At 59.7% G+C, this 17,468-nt stretch carries 14 protein-coding genes; 11 read left to right on the forward strand and 3 right to left on the reverse strand.

Going from position 1 to position 17,468, the window contains the following annotated elements; translation table 11 throughout:
• Positions 1–6 precede the first annotated feature (6 nt).
• From JV18_RS0101515 to JV18_RS0101540, 6 genes are all read left to right on the forward strand, one after another.
• Positions 7–1,287 carry an O-acetylhomoserine aminocarboxypropyltransferase gene (locus JV18_RS0101515; protein ID WP_033073140.1) on the forward strand — a complete coding sequence of 427 codons (1,281 nt, stop codon included), beginning with the start codon at positions 7–9 and terminating at the stop codon, positions 1,285–1,287.
• Positions 1,284–2,288, forward strand: a complete 1,005-nt coding sequence (gene bioB, locus JV18_RS0101520; protein ID WP_033073141.1) for a biotin synthase BioB — start codon at positions 1,284–1,286, stop codon at positions 2,286–2,288. Before JV18_RS0101515 ends, bioB begins: the two co-directional genes overlap by 4 nt.
• Positions 2,285–2,758 carry a DUF6998 domain-containing protein gene (locus tag JV18_RS0101525; RefSeq protein WP_033073142.1) on the forward strand — a complete coding sequence of 158 codons (474 nt, stop codon included), beginning with the start codon at positions 2,285–2,287 and terminating at the stop codon, positions 2,756–2,758. Before bioB ends, JV18_RS0101525 begins: the two co-directional genes overlap by 4 nt.
• On the forward strand, positions 2,758–4,779 hold the full coding sequence (locus tag JV18_RS0101530; protein WP_033073143.1) for an acetyl-CoA carboxylase biotin carboxylase subunit: 2,022 nt from the start codon (positions 2,758–2,760) through the stop codon (positions 4,777–4,779). The genes JV18_RS0101525 and JV18_RS0101530 overlap by 1 nt, the downstream gene beginning before the upstream one ends.
• Positions 4,780–4,904: 125 nt before the next feature.
• Positions 4,905–5,276 carry a tRNA-binding protein gene (locus tag JV18_RS0101535; RefSeq protein ID WP_033073144.1) on the forward strand — a complete coding sequence of 124 codons (372 nt, stop codon included), beginning with the start codon at positions 4,905–4,907 and terminating at the stop codon, positions 5,274–5,276.
• Positions 5,277–5,347: 71 nt separating this feature from the next.
• Positions 5,348–6,358: an alpha/beta hydrolase gene (locus JV18_RS0101540; RefSeq protein WP_144243839.1), complete on the forward strand. Its 1,011-nt coding sequence runs from the start codon at positions 5,348–5,350 to the stop codon at positions 6,356–6,358.
• On the opposite strand, the gene JV18_RS0101545 is transcribed toward JV18_RS0101540, so the two are convergent.
• Complete coding sequence (locus JV18_RS0101545; RefSeq protein ID WP_033073146.1) at positions 6,355–7,131, reverse strand: cyclase family protein; 777 nt, start codon at positions 7,129–7,131, stop codon at positions 6,355–6,357. The two genes, JV18_RS0101540 and JV18_RS0101545, sit on opposite strands and share 4 nt — an antisense overlap.
• Positions 7,132–7,271: 140 nt before the next feature.
• Here JV18_RS0101545 and JV18_RS0101550 point away from each other — a divergent pair, with 140 nt between their 5' ends.
• Positions 7,272–8,900, forward strand: a complete 1,629-nt coding sequence (locus JV18_RS0101550; RefSeq protein WP_033073147.1) for an MFS transporter — start codon at positions 7,272–7,274, stop codon at positions 8,898–8,900.
• Between the two features lie 58 nt (positions 8,901–8,958).
• Positions 8,959–10,008 carry an alanine racemase gene (gene alr, locus JV18_RS0101555; RefSeq protein WP_033073148.1) on the forward strand — a complete coding sequence of 350 codons (1,050 nt, stop codon included), beginning with the start codon at positions 8,959–8,961 and terminating at the stop codon, positions 10,006–10,008.
• Positions 10,009–10,167: 159 nt separating this feature from the next.
• Here the strand turns inward: alr and JV18_RS15125 are convergent, their stop codons facing one another.
• Complete coding sequence (locus tag JV18_RS15125; protein WP_144243840.1) at positions 10,168–10,653, reverse strand: 2OG-Fe(II) oxygenase; 486 nt, start codon at positions 10,651–10,653, stop codon at positions 10,168–10,170.
• A 415-nt stretch (positions 10,654–11,068) separates the two neighbouring features.
• Positions 11,069–14,353, reverse strand: coding sequence for a TonB-dependent receptor domain-containing protein (locus JV18_RS14800; RefSeq protein WP_033074810.1), 3,285 nt, complete (start codon positions 14,351–14,353; stop codon positions 11,069–11,071).
• A 507-nt stretch (positions 14,354–14,860) separates the two neighbouring features.
• Here JV18_RS14800 and phaR point away from each other — a divergent pair.
• The 3 genes from phaR to JV18_RS0101580 are packed head-to-tail and all read left to right on the forward strand — an operon-like array spanning position 14,861 to position 17,457.
• Entirely contained in the window at positions 14,861–15,403 is a 543-nt protein-coding gene (gene phaR, locus JV18_RS0101570) for a polyhydroxyalkanoate synthesis repressor PhaR (protein ID WP_033073150.1), read from the forward strand.
• Between the two features lie 42 nt (positions 15,404–15,445).
• Positions 15,446–16,972, forward strand: a complete 1,527-nt coding sequence (gene proS / locus JV18_RS0101575; RefSeq protein ID WP_033073151.1) for a proline--tRNA ligase — start codon at positions 15,446–15,448, stop codon at positions 16,970–16,972.
• A gap of 8 nt (positions 16,973–16,980) precedes the next feature.
• Positions 16,981–17,457 carry a GNAT family N-acetyltransferase gene (locus tag JV18_RS0101580; RefSeq protein WP_052071671.1) on the forward strand — a complete coding sequence of 159 codons (477 nt, stop codon included), beginning with the start codon at positions 16,981–16,983 and terminating at the stop codon, positions 17,455–17,457.
• The last annotated feature ends 11 nt before the right edge of the window (positions 17,458–17,468 follow it).

Here is a 17,468-nt window from a genome sequence, read left to right on the forward strand (position 1 = left end):
GGAATTATGAGCGACCACAAGCCCGAAACGCTGGCCATCCATGCCGGAACCGCGCCCGACCCGACGACGAAGGCGCGGATCACTCCGATTTACCAGACCGCATCCTATGTGTTCGACGATGTCGATCACGCCGCGCGCCTGTTCAATCTGGAGGAATTCGGGAATATTTATTCGCGGATCATGAACCCGACCAATGGCGCGCTGGAAGGCAAGATTGCCGCGCTCGAACGCGGGCAGGCGGCGCTGGCGGTGGCATCGGGCCATGCCGCGCAATTCCTGACCTTTCACACGCTGATGGAGCCGGGCTGCGAAATCGTCGCGGCGAAAAAACTCTATGGCGGCTCGCTGACCCAATTGGGACAGAGCTTTCGCAAGATGGCATGGACCACGCGCTTCGTCGATGCCGATGATCCGGCCAATGTCGCCGCCGCGATCAACGACAAGACGCGGGCGGTCTTTATCGAAAGCCTCGCCAACCCCGGCGGGGTGGTGCAGGATATCGCGGCCATCGCCAAAATCGCCCATGATGCGGGCGTGCCGCTGATCGTCGACAATACGATGGCGACCCCCATGCTGTGCCGCCCCATCGAGCATGGCGCCGATATCGTCGTTCATTCGGCGACCAAATTCCTCAATGGCCATGGCAATGCCGTCGGCGGGGTGATCGTCGACGCCGGAACATTCGACTGGGCCAGCCATGGCAAATATCCGGCGCTGAGCGAGGCCAATCCCTCCTATCATGGCACGGTCTTTACCGAGGCGTTCGGTAATCTCGCCTTCATTCTCGCCGCGCGCACGCTGGGCCTGCGCGATCTGGGCCCCGCGCTGGCGCCGATGAATGCCTTTCTGGCGCTGACCGGCATGGAGACGCTGGCACTGCGGATGGAGCGGCACTGCGCCAATGCACTTGCGCTCGCCGAATGGCTGGAAAAACATCCGAAGATCGGCTGGGTTTCCTACGCCGGCCTGCCGGACAGCCCCTATCACGCGCTTGCCAAACAATATCTGGGCGGACGCGGGGGCGCGGTGTTCACCTTTGGGCTGAAGGGCGGATATGATGCGGGGGTGAAGCTTGTCTCTTCGGTCAAGCTGTTCAGCCATCTCGCCAATCTGGGCGACACCCGCTCGCTGATCATCCACCCGGCCTCGACCACCCACCGCCAGCTTTCCGGGGCCGAACAGGCAGAGGCGGGCGCCGGACCCGATGTGATTCGCGTGTCGGTGGGCATTGAACATATCAACGATATTATCGCCGATCTGGAACAGGCGCTGGAGACGATTGCATGACCGAGGAACTGATCCGCACCGACTGGAGCCGCGAGGAAATCGCCGCGCTGTTCGACCTGCCGTTCGATGAACTGATGTGGGAGGCGCAGAGCGTCCACCGCCGCCATCACGCGCGGGGCGAGGTGCAGCTTTGCACGCTGCTTTCGATCAAGACCGGCGGCTGCGCCGAGGATTGCGGCTATTGCTCGCAGAGCGCCCATGCTGACAGCGGGGTGAAGGCGACGAAGCTGATGGATGTGCGCGCGGTGCTGCAGGCGGCGGCGCAGGCCAAGGATGCAGGATCGAAGCGGTTCTGCATGGGCGCCGCGTGGCGCAACCCCAAGGATCGCGACATGCCCGCCATCGTCGAAATGATCGAGGGCGTGCGCCAGATGGGCATGGAAACCTGCATGACGCTGGGGATGCTGACGCAGGAACAGGCGCAGCAACTCGCGGTGGCGGGGCTCGATTATTATAATCATAATATCGACACCAGCCCGGAAAATTACGAAAATATCATCTCGACGCGCACCTTTCAGGACCGGCTCGATACGCTCGAACAGGTGCGTAATGCGGGGATCAACGTTTGTTCGGGCGGGATCGTCGGCATGGGCGAGACGCGCGCGGATCGCGTCGGATTCATCCATGCGCTCGCGACGCTCGAACGCCATCCCGAAAGCGTGCCGGTCAATGCGCTGGTGCCGGTGAAGGGCACGGTGCTCGGCGACATGCTCGCCGACACACCGCTCGCGCAGATCGACGAAATTGAGTTTGTCCGCACCGTTGCGGTGGCGCGCATCACCATGCCGCGCTCGATGGTCCGCCTGTCGGCGGGGCGCGAGAGCATGTCGGATTCGACGCAGGCGCTCTGCTTCATGGCGGGCGCGAACAGCATCTTCACCGGCGACAGGCTGCTGACCGCGGCCAATGCGGGCGACAGCAAAGACGCCGCGCTGCTCGCAAAGCTGGGGATGCGACCGATGGAGAGCGAAGAGCCGATGCGGATGGAGGCGGCGGAGTGAAGTTCGAACTTCCATCGTCAGTGCGCAAATTAGTCGCGGCAAGAAATGAACTGAAAGCCCACTTCTCGGACGTCGATTTGCACTTCACCTTTGATGGAAATTTGGTCGGCGATTTGGGTGAGGCCGTTGCGGCTGAACTCTACAAGCTTAAGCTAACTGGACGGAGCAACGAAGGCGTGGACGGATATGCGGCAGACGGTCGCTCCGTACAGGTAAAAGCGAGCGGTACAGCGCGAGGGGCGGCCTTCAGATTAGTCGAAACAAAGGCAGATCATCTGCTCTTTTTCCATTTCAACTACGACGAGTGCTTTGGCGAAGTGATCTACAATGGCCCGGAAGAGCAGGTGAGGAAGTCTCTTCCTGAAACTTGGGTGGGTCAACGAAGTGTAAGCGCAGCCACCTTTCGGCAGCTCAATGCCCTCGTGAACGATACCGATCGTCTTCCAATGCAAATGCCGAGGGAAAATTGATGTTTTCTAAAATCCTGATCGCCAATCGCGGTGAAATCGCCTGCCGCGTCATCAAGACCGCGAGGGCCATGGGCATATCGACCGTTGCCGTCTATTCGGACGCCGACGCGCGCGCGCCCTTTGTGGCGATGGCGGATGAGGCGGTGCACATCGGGGCTTCGCCCGCGTCCGAATCCTATCTGATCGCTGAGAAGATCATCGCGGCGTGCAAGGAAGCCGGCGCCGAGGCGGTGCATCCGGGCTATGGATTTTTGTCCGAACGCACCAGTTTTGCCGAGGCGCTGGCGAAGGAAAATATCGCCTTTATCGGCCCGCCGGTGAAGGCCATCGCCGCAATGGGCGACAAGATTGAATCGAAGAAGTTGGCGAAGGAAGCAGGCGTCAATGTCGTCCCCGGCTTTGTCGGCGAAATCCGCGATACCGACCATGCGGTCGAGATAGCGAATGACATCGGCTATCCGGTGATGATGAAGGCGTCGGCTGGCGGCGGCGGCAAGGGGATGCGGCTCGCCTATAGCGAGCAGGATGTCCGCGAAGGCTTTGAAAGCGTCAAACGCGAAGGGCTGAGCAGCTTTGGCGACGACCGGGTTTTCATCGAGAAATTCATCCTCAATCCGCGCCACATCGAGATCCAGATTCTGGGCGACCAGCATGGCAATATCCTCTACCTCAACGAGCGCGAATGCTCGATCCAGCGCCGCCACCAAAAGGTGGTCGAGGAAGCCCCGTCGCCCTTCGTCACCCCCAAAATGCGGAAAGCGATGGGCGAGCAATGCGTCGCGCTGGCGAAGGCGGTCGGCTATTATAGCGCCGGCACGGTCGAACTGATCGTGTCGGGCGCCGACCCGACGGGCGAAAGCTTTTACTTCCTCGAAATGAACACGCGGCTCCAGGTCGAGCATCCGGTGACCGAGGCAATTACCGGCATCGATCTGGTCGAACAGATGATCCGGGTGGCCGCAGGCGAAAAGCTGGCGATGACCCAGGATGATGTGAAAATCGACGGCTGGTCGATTGAAAATCGCGTCTATGCCGAGGACCCCTATCGCGGCTTCCTGCCGTCGACCGGGCGGCTGGTGCGCTATTCGCCCCCGGTGGAGGGGTGGAGCGACGACGGCGCGGAAAATGGCCGCCGGGGCCTTGCCGGCGTGCGCGTCGACGACGGCGTATATGAAGGCGGCGAGGTGTCGATCTTTTACGACCCGATGATCGCCAAGCTGATCACCTGGGGCGAAACCCGCGATGAAGCCGCGGATCTGCAAGTCGCCGCACTCGACCGGTTCGAGATCGAAGGGCTGGGCCATAATATCGATTTTCTGTCGGCGATCATGCAGCACCCGCGCTTCCGCTCGGGCGAATTGACGACGGGCTTTATCGCCGAGGAATATCCCGAAGGCTTTCAGGGCGCCGAAACGAGCGACGATGTGGTGCGCGCTCTTGCCGCCATTGCGGGCTTTATGGCGAGCGCCCATGCCGACCGGGCACGCCGGATCGATGGGCAGCTGGGCGACCGCCTCGCCCCGCCGGGCCATTGGCAGGTGGTGGTCGATGGCCGCGACCATGCGGTGAAGGTCGGCACCAAATATATCCAGGTCGATGATGAAAAGCTGGAACTGGCGCTCGAATATACCCCCGGCGACCGCCTGGTCATTGCCGAACTCGACGAGAGCGAATTGGCAGTGAAGGTCGCCAGAACCCGTACCGGCTGGCGCATGACGACGCGCGGACGCATACATGAGGTGCGGGTGCTGCCCGCCCATGTCGCGCCGCTGGCCGCGCACATGATCGAGAAAGTCCCGCCCGACCTTTCGAAATTCCTTATCTGCCCCATGCCGGGCCTGCTGGTCGCGCTGTATGTCGGGGAGGGCGATGCCGTCGAAGCTGGTCAACCGCTCGCAACCGTCGAGGCGATGAAGATGGAGAATATCCTGCGCGCCGAGAAGACGGGCGTGGTGAAAAGCATCAATGCCGCCGAAGGCGACAGTCTGGCGGTGGATGCGGTGATTTTGGAACTGGAATAATGGTCTGTGCTTCGTCATTGCGAGGGACGCAGCGACGAAGCAATCTCCAGCTATCGGCATTTGGGCCGATGGCTGGAGATTGCTTCTCGCGGCCCTTGCCGGGCTCGCCCTGACGGAATTGGAATATGCACCTTCACCACGCCCCCGATACCCCCGCCGCCGATCCCATCGCCTTCGACGATTTCCTGAAGGTCGATATCCGCATCGGCACCATCATCGAGGCGGAGGATTTTCCCGAGGCACGCAAACCCGCCTTCAAGCTGAAGATCGACTTTGGCCCCGCGATTGGCGTTCGGAAGAGCAGCGCGCAGATCGTCGCGCGCTATGCTCGCGATGAGCTGGTGGGGCGACAGATCGCCGCCGTGGTCAATTTTCCGCCGCGCCAGATCGGCAAATTTATGTCTGAAGTGCTGACATTGGGCTTCGCCGACGAAGAAGGCGCGGTGATCCTCTTCGCCCCCGACCAGGCGGTGCCCAACGGCTCGCGTCTGTTTTGACCGCTTTGACCGCAGACACAGGTCTGCACCGCCGCCGCGTTGACGGCGCGCCTTTACTGAATGGGATGATTATGAATTACCGCTTTCCGATGCTCGCCCTCGCGCTGTTTTGCGCGCCCTTCGCGGCGGCGAGCGAAACCCCGGCTGTCCCCTATGCGGTGAGCGTGACGCAGGACGCGGTCTATGGCGAGGGCGCGGTGACGACACCCGGCGGCAAGCTGACCGAGCGGGCGCTCAAAATGGACGTCTATCGCCCCGCACGGGACGGCAAGCTTCTGACCGACCGCCCCGCCGTCGTGATGATGTTCGGCGGCGCCTTTCATCGCGGCTCAAAAGGGGCCGAGAATTTCGAGGAGGATGGCGCTTCCGACAGTTCGATGGCCGATTATTGCACGCGTTTCGCGCGCGCAGGCTATGTCTGTACGGCGATCGAATATCGGCTCGCCCCCGAAAATCCGCAACTGACGCATCAGCCTGATCCCGGCCATCTGATGCCGCGCGAGATGATGACGGGGCCTGCCGCGACCGGGCGTGTGGAGCTGGTGCGCCAGCGCATGGGCCTTCCCCCGCTTGACGACGCCTCGCGCGATGCCCTGTGGCGCAGCTATCTTGCGGCGAGCGAGGATCTGGTCACCGCCGTCCATCATTTGCGCGGCCATGCAAAAAAATGGGGGGTGGCCCCCGACCGGATCGCCATCGGCGGCTTTTCCGCCGGCGCGATCAGCGTGGTCAACGCAGCCTATGGCATGGGCGCGCCGGTGCGCGGGGCGATCATGTTGTCGGGCGGCTTTGGCGCCTATGACCTGCGCCAGACGGTCCAGGGGGACATGCCGCCCGCGCTCTTCTTTCTGGGACAGAATGACCTTGGCGGCATCATGGCCGGAACGCGTGCCGCCATCGGCGTTCTGAAAGCTGCCGACGTGCCGGTCGAAAGCGCGTGGGTTCCGGGTTTCGGCCATTTTTATCCGATGGGTGCGGTGAGCCTCGGTAGCGACATGAGCCGCGCGACGGTGGAGCGCCGCATCCTCGACTTCCTCGACCGGACTATCGGAGAGGAAGCAGAGGGTAAGGGCGCGCGTTAAGCCGCTTTCTCGTCCAGCAGCGCCACCGCCCGGATCCAGCCCGCGCTCGCGCGTTCGATCTTCACCGGAAAGCAGGACAGCGTCCAGCCGGTCGGCGGCAGCGCGGCCAGATTGGCCAGCTTCTCGATCTGGTAATAGGGGCGGATACGCCCCGCCTTATGCCCTTCCCAGATGATCGACGGGTCGTGCGTTTCGGCCCAGCGTCTGGCGGTGTGACTGAACGGCGCGTCCCAGCTCCACGCATCGGTGCCGACGACCTTGACCCCGCGTTCGGTCAGATAGAGGGTCGCCTCCGCGCCCATGCCGCAGCCCTGATCGGTGAAATTTTCGCTGCCGTAAATCGCGCCCGACTGGACGAGCACGATATCGAGCGGCTGAAGATCGTGACCGATGCGCGCAAGCTCCGCCTCCACTTCGCCTGCGCTCACCACATGGCCTGCCGGGCGATCCGAAAAATCGAGCTTCACGCCGGGGCGAAAGAAAATGTCGAGCGGCGCCTCGTCAATGCTGGGGGCGGGGCTTTGGCCTTCATCGGTGGTCGAATGAAAATGCCAGGGCGCGTCCATATGCGTGCCATTATGGGTGGACAGCGTCAGGCTCTCGACCGCCCAGCCTTCGCCATCGGGCAGATCCTCTTTACGCAGGCCGGGGAAGAACATCGCGATCTGCTCCCAGGTGCTGTCATGGGTCATATAGGTGATTTGCGGCCGCATCACCGGCGGGTCGGATATGACATCATTGGTGATGGGGATGGACAGGTCGATGAATTTCATGGCGACCAGTCTGCCACGTGCCCCGGCTTTCGCCAACAAGTCTTGCGCGGCGCCGCAACTGCGATAGACGTAGGGTAAGCGCTGCATAAGGCACAGGACATAAGGGCGAGAGCGGATGGCTTCTCGCTGAGGGAGACGAGATGAGCGAACAGGCTGCCGCCGCCGATGCGGGCGCGGTTTATCAACCGACCGCGAAGGATATTCGCATGGTCATCGCCGCATCATCGGCGGGCACCGTGTTCGAATGGTATGATTTCTTCATCTATGGCACGCTGGCAGCGATCATCGGCAAGGCCTTTTTCCCCAGCGACAATGCCACGCTGGAAATATTGCTCGTCTGGGCGGGTTTTGCCGTCGGCTTCGGCTTTCGTCCGCTCGGCGCCGTGCTGTTCGGCTTTCTCGGCGACCGGCTGGGACGCAAATATACATTTCTGGTGACCGTGACGCTGATGGGCATAGCGACCGCGGGGGTCGGCATGATCCCGTCGGCGGCGACCATCGGCATTGCGGCGCCGATCATCGTTATTCTGCTGCGTATCTTGCAGGGACTGGCGCTCGGCGGCGAATATGGCGGCGCTGCCATCTATGTCGCCGAACATTCGCCGCCTGGAAAGCGCGGCTTTTACACCAGCTTTATCCAGGCGAGCGTCGTCGGCGGCTTTGTCCTCAGCCTGATCGTCGTCCTGGGGTGCAAGGCCTTGATGCCCGACGCCATCTGGGAAAGCTGGGGCTGGCGTGTGCCCTTCCTGCTGTCGATCATCCTCCTCGTCATATCCTTGTGGATGCGGATGAAATTGTCCGAAAGCCCGGTGTTCCAGGCGATGAAGCGCGAGGGTGAGCTGGCGAAAAACCCGCTGAAGGAAAGCTTTACCTATCCCGGCAATCCGCGCCGCATCTTCATCGCGCTGTTCGGCATCGCCGCCGGGCTGACAGTCATCTGGTATACGGCGATGTTTTCGGGCCTGTCGTTCCTCAAAGGGCCGATGAAGGTCGACGACACCGCCGCCGAAATCATCGTCGGGCTGGCGGCGGCGCTCGGCATGGGCTTTTTCATCTGGGCGGGCCGCCTCTCCGACCGGGTGGGGCGCAAAAAGCCGATCGTCTGGGGCTATGGCGCGACCCTGCTGCTGCTCTTTCCGCTCTTCTGGCTGATGGGCAGCGTCGGCAATCCCGCGCTGACCGCCGCCGCCGAAAAGGCGCCGGTGACGGTGACCGGGTCGCAGTGCAGCTTCGATCCCTTTGCCGAGCGGCAGGAAACCATCTGCGGACAAACGCTGGGCGAGCTGACGAAGCTGGGGGTCCCGTACAAGATTGCGGCGAGCGACACGCCTTTCGATACGGTGCAGGTCACCATCGGCGACCGCGAAGTGGCGAGCGAAGACCCCGCGCTGCTCAAACCGGCGCTGGAGGCGATGGGATATGATTTTGAAAAGCAGATCCCTGCGCCCTTGGGAATCGCCGTCATCTTCATCGCGCTATTGGGGCTGAGCGCGCTGTCGGGCTTTACCTATGGTCCGGTTGCGGCGCTGCTCGCTGAAATGTTCCCGCCGCATGTGCGCTATTCCTCGCTTTCCATCCCCTATCATCTGGGGACGGGATATTTTGGCGGCTTTCTTCCGCTGATCGCCAGCTTCATCATCGCCAAGACCGGCGATGCCTATGCCGGGCTCTGGTATACATGGGGGGTGGTGCTGATGGCTTTCCTCGTCACCGCCTTCATGCTGCGCGAGCCAAAGGAAGGGGAGTGGGACAAGCCGGCGGAGGCTTAGCCCTGGCCTCATAACTCTCCCCTTGGCGCGCCTTTCAAAAGGCGGCTAGGTGACGGGCATGATCACCATTCCGTCCCCGCTTCGTCTGCGCCGCGATTCTGCGGCCCTTGTGTCCAACTGGCGCTGGCTCGCGGCTCGCGGCAATGGCGCAGCCTGCGGCGCGGCGATCAAGGCGAATGGCTATGGCCTTGGCGCCGCCTGGGTGATGGACCATCTCGTGCCTGCCGGATGCCGCGACTTTTTCGTCGCCACCTGGGCCGAGGCCGCGGCGCTGATGCCCTTGCCCCGGGGCGTCTCGCTTTCGGTCCTCCACGGCGTGGGTGAAAGCGACATGGCGGCCGCGCGCCTGCTTCCTGCACGCCCCATCCTCAACAGCGTCGAACAGGTGGCGCGCTGGCGGACGGGCGGGGAAGGGCGGCCGTGCGACGTGATGGTCGATACCGGCATGAACCGGCTGGGGCTGCGCGTCGAAGAGGCGATGGGCGGGGCGCTCGACGGGCTAGCCATCCACACACTGCACAGCCATCTCGCCTCCGCCGACGAAGACAGCCCGCAAAATGAACAACAGCTCGCGGCCTTCCGCGCGGTGCGGGCGCATGTGCCCGCGCAGCGTTACAGCCTTGCGAACAGCGCGGGCATCTGTCTGGGGCCGGACTATGCGTTCGACCTGATGCGCCCCGGCATCGCCCTCTACGGCGGCATCCCCCGTGCAGAGGCCGAAGGGCATATCCGGCAAGTCGCCTATCCCGAGGCACGCGTCCTCCAGATGCGAACCGTGCCCGCGGGCGAAACCGTCGGCTATGGCGCCACCTGGACCGCACCGCGCGACAGCCGCATCGCCATCGTCAACATGGGCTATGCCGACGGCTATCTGCGCTGCCACGCCGGCCATGGCGGCGCGACATGGAAAGGCTCGCCCCTGCTCCTCGTGGGCCGCGTGTCCATGGACCTGCTGGCCTTTGAAGCGAGCGGGACCGACGGGATGAAAGACGGTGATTGGCTGAGAGTGGATTACAATCTTGCCGCTCTGTCGAAGCGAAGTGGTTTGTCACAATATGAATTGCTGACGGGATTGGGGCGACGGTTTGATCAAGGTATTAGGTCATAGAATTTTCATGGAAGGAGGAGGTGCGAAGCCCCCATGGGTCAAAATTATGGCGCCGTATCCAACGTGTGCAGATCCATTTAATACCCCGACTGACCGGCTGGCCTGCATGACGGCTCGGTAAATCCACATCTCCGTTGGGATGAGTGTTGGCAAAACATATCATATCGCCTCTTCTGCCTTTGATGGACAGTTGGATGCGGCAAAGCTGGTTTCTCCGCCCTGATAATCGTCATTGAGATAAGCAATGGCAGTGAACGCTCGTTGGTTGATTTCGCCCGGAAGGCAATCATGATGCTCTCGATATTGTTCTCCGGTCACATAACGAAGGATGGCAAGTGGCTCCCCTGCTTCTATCTGGGTATTGGTGGCGAGAGCTATTCGCATATTAATGGCATGGATCTCGAGATCCTGTTGCAGTGGGCCGAGGATTGCGCCTGAGGAGGTGCGAATAGGATCCGGGCGCTGCTGCCCGGTTTGAGGGTCCACTATGATCGACGGAGAAAGGTGAGGCGAAGCCAAGGTGATGAGATGTTCGCATTCCAGAGGCGTGAGAAAACCGGAATAATGCCGTACTGGCGCTTTGTCATGCACGCGCAACCGTGTTTGTGCTTCTGGTTTGGGCTTGCCCTCGGCATCGAGTTGCATGGCATTGAGAAGAGCCAGTTGTGCCTCGGCTTCTTTGTCACGATCGGCTATATTTCAAATATTTGTCTCGCCTGATTCCAGCTAGGTTTGCCGCCTGCGCCTAGCGCTACAAAACTGCGTGACGCTTTGCTGCCCACAGTCGCCTAATCGGGACGCTCGATCAAATAGCGTCCGTGCTAATCCGAAATTCCGTTGGACAGGATAGCCGTAGACTAGCCAGCGTCCGAGTTCCTACAATGCTTGGGGATCTCCTTGCTCTGCTGCATACCGCAGAAGAGTCAGGGCTTGCTCCGGTCGATTGTTATTTAAGAGCCGGATGGCACGAGGTGTCGGTTCGTCCATTTTTTGTCACAAGATAAGAGATAAAAAGAAAGGGTGGAAGGCAAGCTTCCACCCTAAGAATATTATATGAGTTTTAAAAGCGTGCGCGGAATCCCGCGTACAAATTGCGGCCACGAATGCTGTAGATTGCTGCGGCTCCCGCTGTGCCGGTCGATCCCAAAGGAGGCTGCTTATCCAAGATATTGTCTACCCCCAAGGTAAGTTGGAAATCTCGACCAAAGCCAGCCAGGTTCTTCAGATTCCATTGTAGTCGTACATCATGATAAATGACGCTTGGGTATGTGCGGATATCTGAATAGTCCGAATTGACCGGGGGACATCCGTTCGTAGTGCAGGCGGATGGGAGCTCGTTAAAGTCCTCATATGCATTCACGAACATGGGTCCGATATAATGCATGCCATATCCGAAGGTAACGTTCCCGACCTCTAGATCCACATCCCACCGGAACTCATTCTTGGGATCGCCAAGCTCACTCAGGATGCGGTTTTCAAAGTCAGGAAGTGACGGGTTCTCGAAGTTGCTATTCTGCAGCCCATGCACGAAGATAACGGTTGTATCGAGCTTTACGGCGTCGCTCAGGGCAGTCCGATAACCAAAATTGACATCGATCCCCCGTCGCACGCGCTTCGCAAAATTCAGCGGTGAGGAAAGGAGCGAGTTCGCCAAAATCTGCCCCGGTTGCTCGCCCAGAGGGCCGGTGCCTGGCCCCCGCCAGCGCGAGAAATTGCCGCATAGCGGGTTATTCAACGTTGGTTGGTCGTAACACCCATTTGCAATGGCCTGGGCGGTCAAGGAAACGATGACATCGTCGACTTTGATGTCATAATAATCGACACTTAATGACAGGCCCGGGATGAAGCGAGGCGCCAAAATCGCTCCTACTGTCAGCGATTTGGATGTTTCCGAAATCAACTCGGTGTTGCTGCCGCTGACAATCGGTAACGAGTAGGTTGAGGTTGGCAGTCCTGCGAGCAGGGCAGAGCCCAAATCTGCGAGACAGTTAGCCTGCCGATTGGGGTTGTTGCCGATGTTGTTCGAATTGCAGGGATCCTGAAAACCCGGCGCGAAGTTAGGCACTGCAGGGAAGCCCGTTTCGGACACGTTAGGAGCACGCACTGCTTTGCCATAGTTGGCGCGCAGGCGAAGATCAGGAATCGGTGCCCACGTTGCACCCGCGTTATAAGTCCAGACGGTGCCTGCATTGCCCTTATAATCTGAAACACGTCCTGCGCCTGTGACGGTTAATTCATGAGCGAAAGGGATGTCCGCCAAAAGTGGAAGGCGAATTTCTCCGTAAGCCTCTTTGACTTCGAAGGCCGGTGGGTCGAACACCCCAACATTAACCGCATTGGTAGCTCCGCTAACAATGAAGGGGTCATTAATATATTTCGCTCGCTCTCTGCGATATTCGCCGCCTAGGACAAAACCAATAGGCCCGCCAGGAAGGGAAATAAATTCACTCGTGTCTCCGTTGACGAATCCGAGTATATCTATCTGCTCCAAGCTCGCTTTATTTGTTGCGTTGTACGTGAAGTATTTTGCAGCAGCTGAGTTGTCGGCGGCGCCAAAAGGATTGTATGGAACACAGGCAGCGATGTCGCTCGCCAAGCGTGCAGCACCGTTCGCAGCGGGAAATGCATAGGCCGCCGCTGGGTCAAACTGTGACCGGCATTGAATTTCGCCCGTAGCCGGGTTGCGGCCCGCGTCCAGGGACAGCAGGAACCTCTGTCGATCCAAATAGCCGTAAGTTACAGTGGTTTCCTTGAATTTACCGTAGTTTGCGGATAGCTCGTAACCCCAATCATCGTTGAATGACCCTCGAACGCCTGCGACGATACGATATGTGTCGCGACGAAACTCTTCGTCACGAATGCCGGAATCAGCCAGCTGTCGCGAGGTAACGAAGCGATATGTTCCCGCGTTGATCGCTGCTATGTCGGCCGCATTGAGCGGACCGCCCACCCCTTGCCCTTCCCGTGAGGAACGGGTGAAGGAGCCGGAAACGCCTGTCACATTACAGGATGCGGTCAGGCTGGTGTTACAGCCTGAAGCTAGGATGGCATTTGCGATTGTGGCTCGGTCGGCAGGGTGAAGAAACGGGTTGTCGAGACGAATTCGTTCGCGCAGATCGAATTGGCTAAATGTGCCTTGAATAAACGACGGCCCGGCGTTTGATCCCAAAGTGTCGACACGATTCCACTTTGCTTCAATAAACGGCTCAAAACCTTCGCTGACGGTGAAATGAGCCAGAGCGTTGAAGTTCAAGCGCTGCTGATAAGGAAGCACCGAAAGCAATTTATCCTCGCGGCCGGTTTGGCCGTTGCCGCCGATGATGCCTCCAATAATTCCCGTACTGAAACGGCTGCCCGTTTGAGGGGTCAATCGCCCATCTGTTCCAAAAATATATGTGCAATTATAGGGCAGGCCTACGGATGCCCCGGAGCCCACTCCGCCTGCTCCATTCGTTTGGCCCAAACCTGTTCCACAGCCTGCGATAGACGAAGGTTGAGTAATCGGCACAAGGCCTTGACGATGAATGGAGGCACTACGCAAATCGCGGAAAAAGGCTCGATCTGGAAAGCCGTCTGAGCCGTTGGGTAAGCCGGAAGGGTCCACATCGATTATGCCCAAGCCATCCTGTCGGCGAAATGCGGGAATATCTGATCCAAATACGCGTTCCTGATGAGCGTATTCGGCATGGAGGGTGATATTGCCCCGATCATCCCCAAAATTGCTCCCGAACATAATCGAGGCATATTGGTTTGCGCCGAAGCCTTTATCGGCGATTCCAACTTTGCCGCGAAGTTGCAGACCTTCAAATTCTTTACGTAGAATGAAATTAACCACGCCGGCAATGGCATCGGATCCGTAAACAGCAGAATTGCCTCCGGTGACAATGTCGACACGCTCGATAAGGTCGTTGGGGATGCTGTTGACGTCCGGCGATACAGCGTTACTCAAAATGTCGGCTGGAACATGGCGGCGACCGTTTACCAAGACCAGTGTGCGCTGAGTTCCGAGGCCGCGGAGATCCAGCAGGTTCAAGCCGGCGATTCCTACTCCCAAGCCCGGGTTTTGTTGAGAACGGGTATTTCGCAACTGAGGCAGGTCGTTTAGTGCGTCGCCTATATTGCTGTTGCCTTGGCTGAAAAACTGCTCTCCGGTGATTGTCGTAACAGGGACGTTCGTCACCAGATTAGGGGTTTGGATACGCGATCCGGTCACCACGATCATGGTTTCGGGTGCTGAAGCGGTTTCCTCTGCGGCCCCTATTTCTTCTTGGGCCATCGCAGGGCTTATGCTGAACAGGGCAAGTGCCAGGGCGGAGCCCTGCACCAATAGATTGGTCTTTCTCATGTTGATGTTCCCCGTGCCGTTCGGAGTTGATTTGAACGGACAGCACATGAGGAATGCAGATTTTCAATCTTGGCAATAGGGTTAATTCAGGCGGGTGATAATCTTGTAACGATAGCGTAAAAATGTGATATTTTTGCTACAGGCTAACTTTCCTTTTGGCCTCATCGATCGGCAATATTATTGCGTCTTAATGAACGTATATTGCTGAAAATGAAGCAGCAGTTTCCTTCGGACCCTGTTGTTAGGTTTCAAGGGAAACTAAATTGCTTTACGCCGCTTTTTCGCGTGAGGGTGGGGGCTGCGGGAGAAAATCTCTAGCGCTTCCTGTAGTGGGGGCCTCGCTGCTCATATTTCCATGATGGCAACCGCCCTTCTTTCTCTACTTGCGAGGAGCGAATCGATGCCCATCGCCTTGGCGGGAGGATGTTGCGACGCGTCATAAACTGGTGCTAAGGCCGGGCTTTGGAAAGCTTAAGCGTATCTAGAGCCAAAAGGAGAGTGATTACGATGGCCAAGGCGAAGGCGCACCCGGATGGCGAAGCCGTCGTTATCAAAAAATACGCGAACCGGCGGCTCTATGATACCGAACGCAGCTGTTACATCACGCTTGATGATCTGGGAACGATGGTGCGGGACGGGCGCGAGTTTCGGGTGGTCGATGCGAAGAGCGGGGAGGATATTACGCATAATGTCCTGACCCAGATCATCATGGATACCGAAACGCGCGGCGAAACCTTGCTTCCCATATCGTTCCTGCGTCAGATCATCGGCCTGTACGGCGACAAGATGCAATCGATGGTTCCGCAATATCTCGAAGCCTCGATGGCGGCGTTTCACAAAAATCAGCAGGATGTGCGCGCGGCCTTTGAGGGCGCCCTCGGCGCCAATCCGCTTGCTGAAATGGCGCGGCGCAATATGGAATTGTTCCAGCAGGCGGCGGGCGCCTTCATGCCGGGCGTTGCGGCCAATCGTTCGCAGGATGCGGAGATTGCCGCGCTGAAGGCCGAGATTGCCGAGCTGAAGGCCGAGCTGGCGAAGCAAGACAAATAAGGGCCGCGTGCCCTCCATTACAAACGGAAACACAGAACGATCATGGTCAAACATGCGCTTAGCGTAACGCGGCAGGCCGATTTTGCCGCCTGGTATCAGCAGGTAATTGCCGAAGCCGACCTCGCCGAGGAATCGGGGGTGCGCGGCTGCATGATCATCAAGCCGTGGGGATATGGCATTTGGGAACGCATCCAGTTGGTGATGGATGCGCGCATCAAGGATGCCGGGGTCCAAAATGCCTATTTCCCGCTGTTCATCCCCTTGAGCTTCTTTGAGAAGGAAGCCGACCATGTCGATGGCTTTGCCAAGGAAATGGCGGTCGTCACCCACCACCGGCTGATCGCCGACGGAAAGGGCAAGCTGATCCCCGACCCCGAGGCAAAGCTGGAAGAGCCATTGATCGTCCGCCCGACCTCCGAAACGGTGATTGGCTCCGCGATGAGCCGCTGGATACAAAGCTGGCGCGACCTGCCGCTCAAGGTCAATCAGTGGGCCAATGTCGTGCGCTGGGAAATGCGAACGCGCATGTTCCTGCGGACCAGCGAATTTCTGTGGCAGGAAGGGCATACCGCGCACGCCACCCGCGAGGATGCGATGGAAGAGACGCTGCGCGCGCTCGAAATGTATCGCGCCTTTGCCGAAGATGTGCTGGCCATGCCGGTGATTGCGGGCGAAAAGCCGGAGAATGAACGCTTCCCCGGCGCCGTTGCCACCTATTCCATCGAAGCGATGATGCAGGACGGCAAGGCGCTGCAAGCCGGAACCTCCCACTATCTCGGCACCGGCTTTGCCGAAGCGGCGAATATCCGCTTTCAGGACAAGGACGGTGGGCACAGCCTCTGCCATACGACAAGCTGGGGCGTCTCGACCCGGATGATCGGCGGCGTCATCATGACCCATGGTGATGACGACGGGCTGCGCTGTCCGCCGCGCATCGCTCCGCATCAGATCGTCATCGTGCCGATGCTGCGCGACAATGAGGAGGATGCGGCGATCCTCGATTATTGCCGCGCGCTGGAAAGCGAATTGAAGGCGCTCAATGTCTTTCGTGAACCGCTCCGCGTCCTGCTGGATGCCAGCGCCAACAAGGCGCAGGCAAAACGCTGGGGCTGGGTCAAGAAGGGCGCGCCGGTCATATTGGAAATCGGACCGCGCGATGTGGCGGCGGGCAAGGTCGCCGCGATCCGCCGCGACCGCTTGTACAAGGAAGATGGCAAGCTCAACACCGCCTTCCTGACAAAAGAGGAATTTGTCACCGGCGCGGCGGCCATGCTGGAAGCGATTCAGCAGAGCCTTTATGCCGAAGCGAAGGAGCGGCTTCACGCCAATATCCGCCGCGACGTCACCGACCTTGCCGCGCATTTCGCGGGCGAGGAAAAATTTGCGGGCTGGGTGGAGGTGCAATGGGCGCGCCCCACCGGCGACGTGCTGGACGGGATCGTTGAGCAGCTCAAAGCGTTAAAGCTGACGATGCGAAACACCCCTCTCGATGCAGCCCCCGCCGATGACGCCTGCTTCTTTACCGGCGAGCCTGCGGTGGAACGGGTGCTGATCGGGCGGACCTACTGAGGCAGGCGGTGGACGGGATCGCCATCGTTGCTGCCGTCGGTGAAGCCGAAATTGCGACCGTCGCATCGCTTTTTCGAGATTATGCCGCGTCGCTCGATGTCGATCTTGCCTACCAGAATTTTGACGCGGAACTTGCCGGTCTGCCGGGAGAATATGCGCCGCCCCGCGGGTTGCTTCTGCTCGCACATGATAGCGATGGCACACCTCTTGGATGTATTGCCTGCCGCCCTCTTGACGATCGCATCTGCGAGATGAAGCGCCTGTTCGTCGCGCCGGCGGGACGCGGGCGCGGCATCGGCACGCTTCTCGTGCGGCGGCTTTTTTCCGCCGCCCGCGAGGCGGGATATGCCGAGATGCGGCTGGACACGCTTGCGTCGATGGCGGCGGCGCAGGCGCTTTATCGGGCCGAAGGGTTTGAACCCACAACCCCTTATTATGACACGCCGATTGCGCGCACGGTCTTCATGCGCCGCCCTCTCGCTTAATTGCCCGTTTC

The sequence above is a fragment of the Sphingopyxis sp. MWB1 genome, from assembly GCF_000763945.1.
Taxonomy (GTDB): Bacteria; Pseudomonadota; Alphaproteobacteria; order Sphingomonadales; family Sphingomonadaceae; genus Sphingopyxis.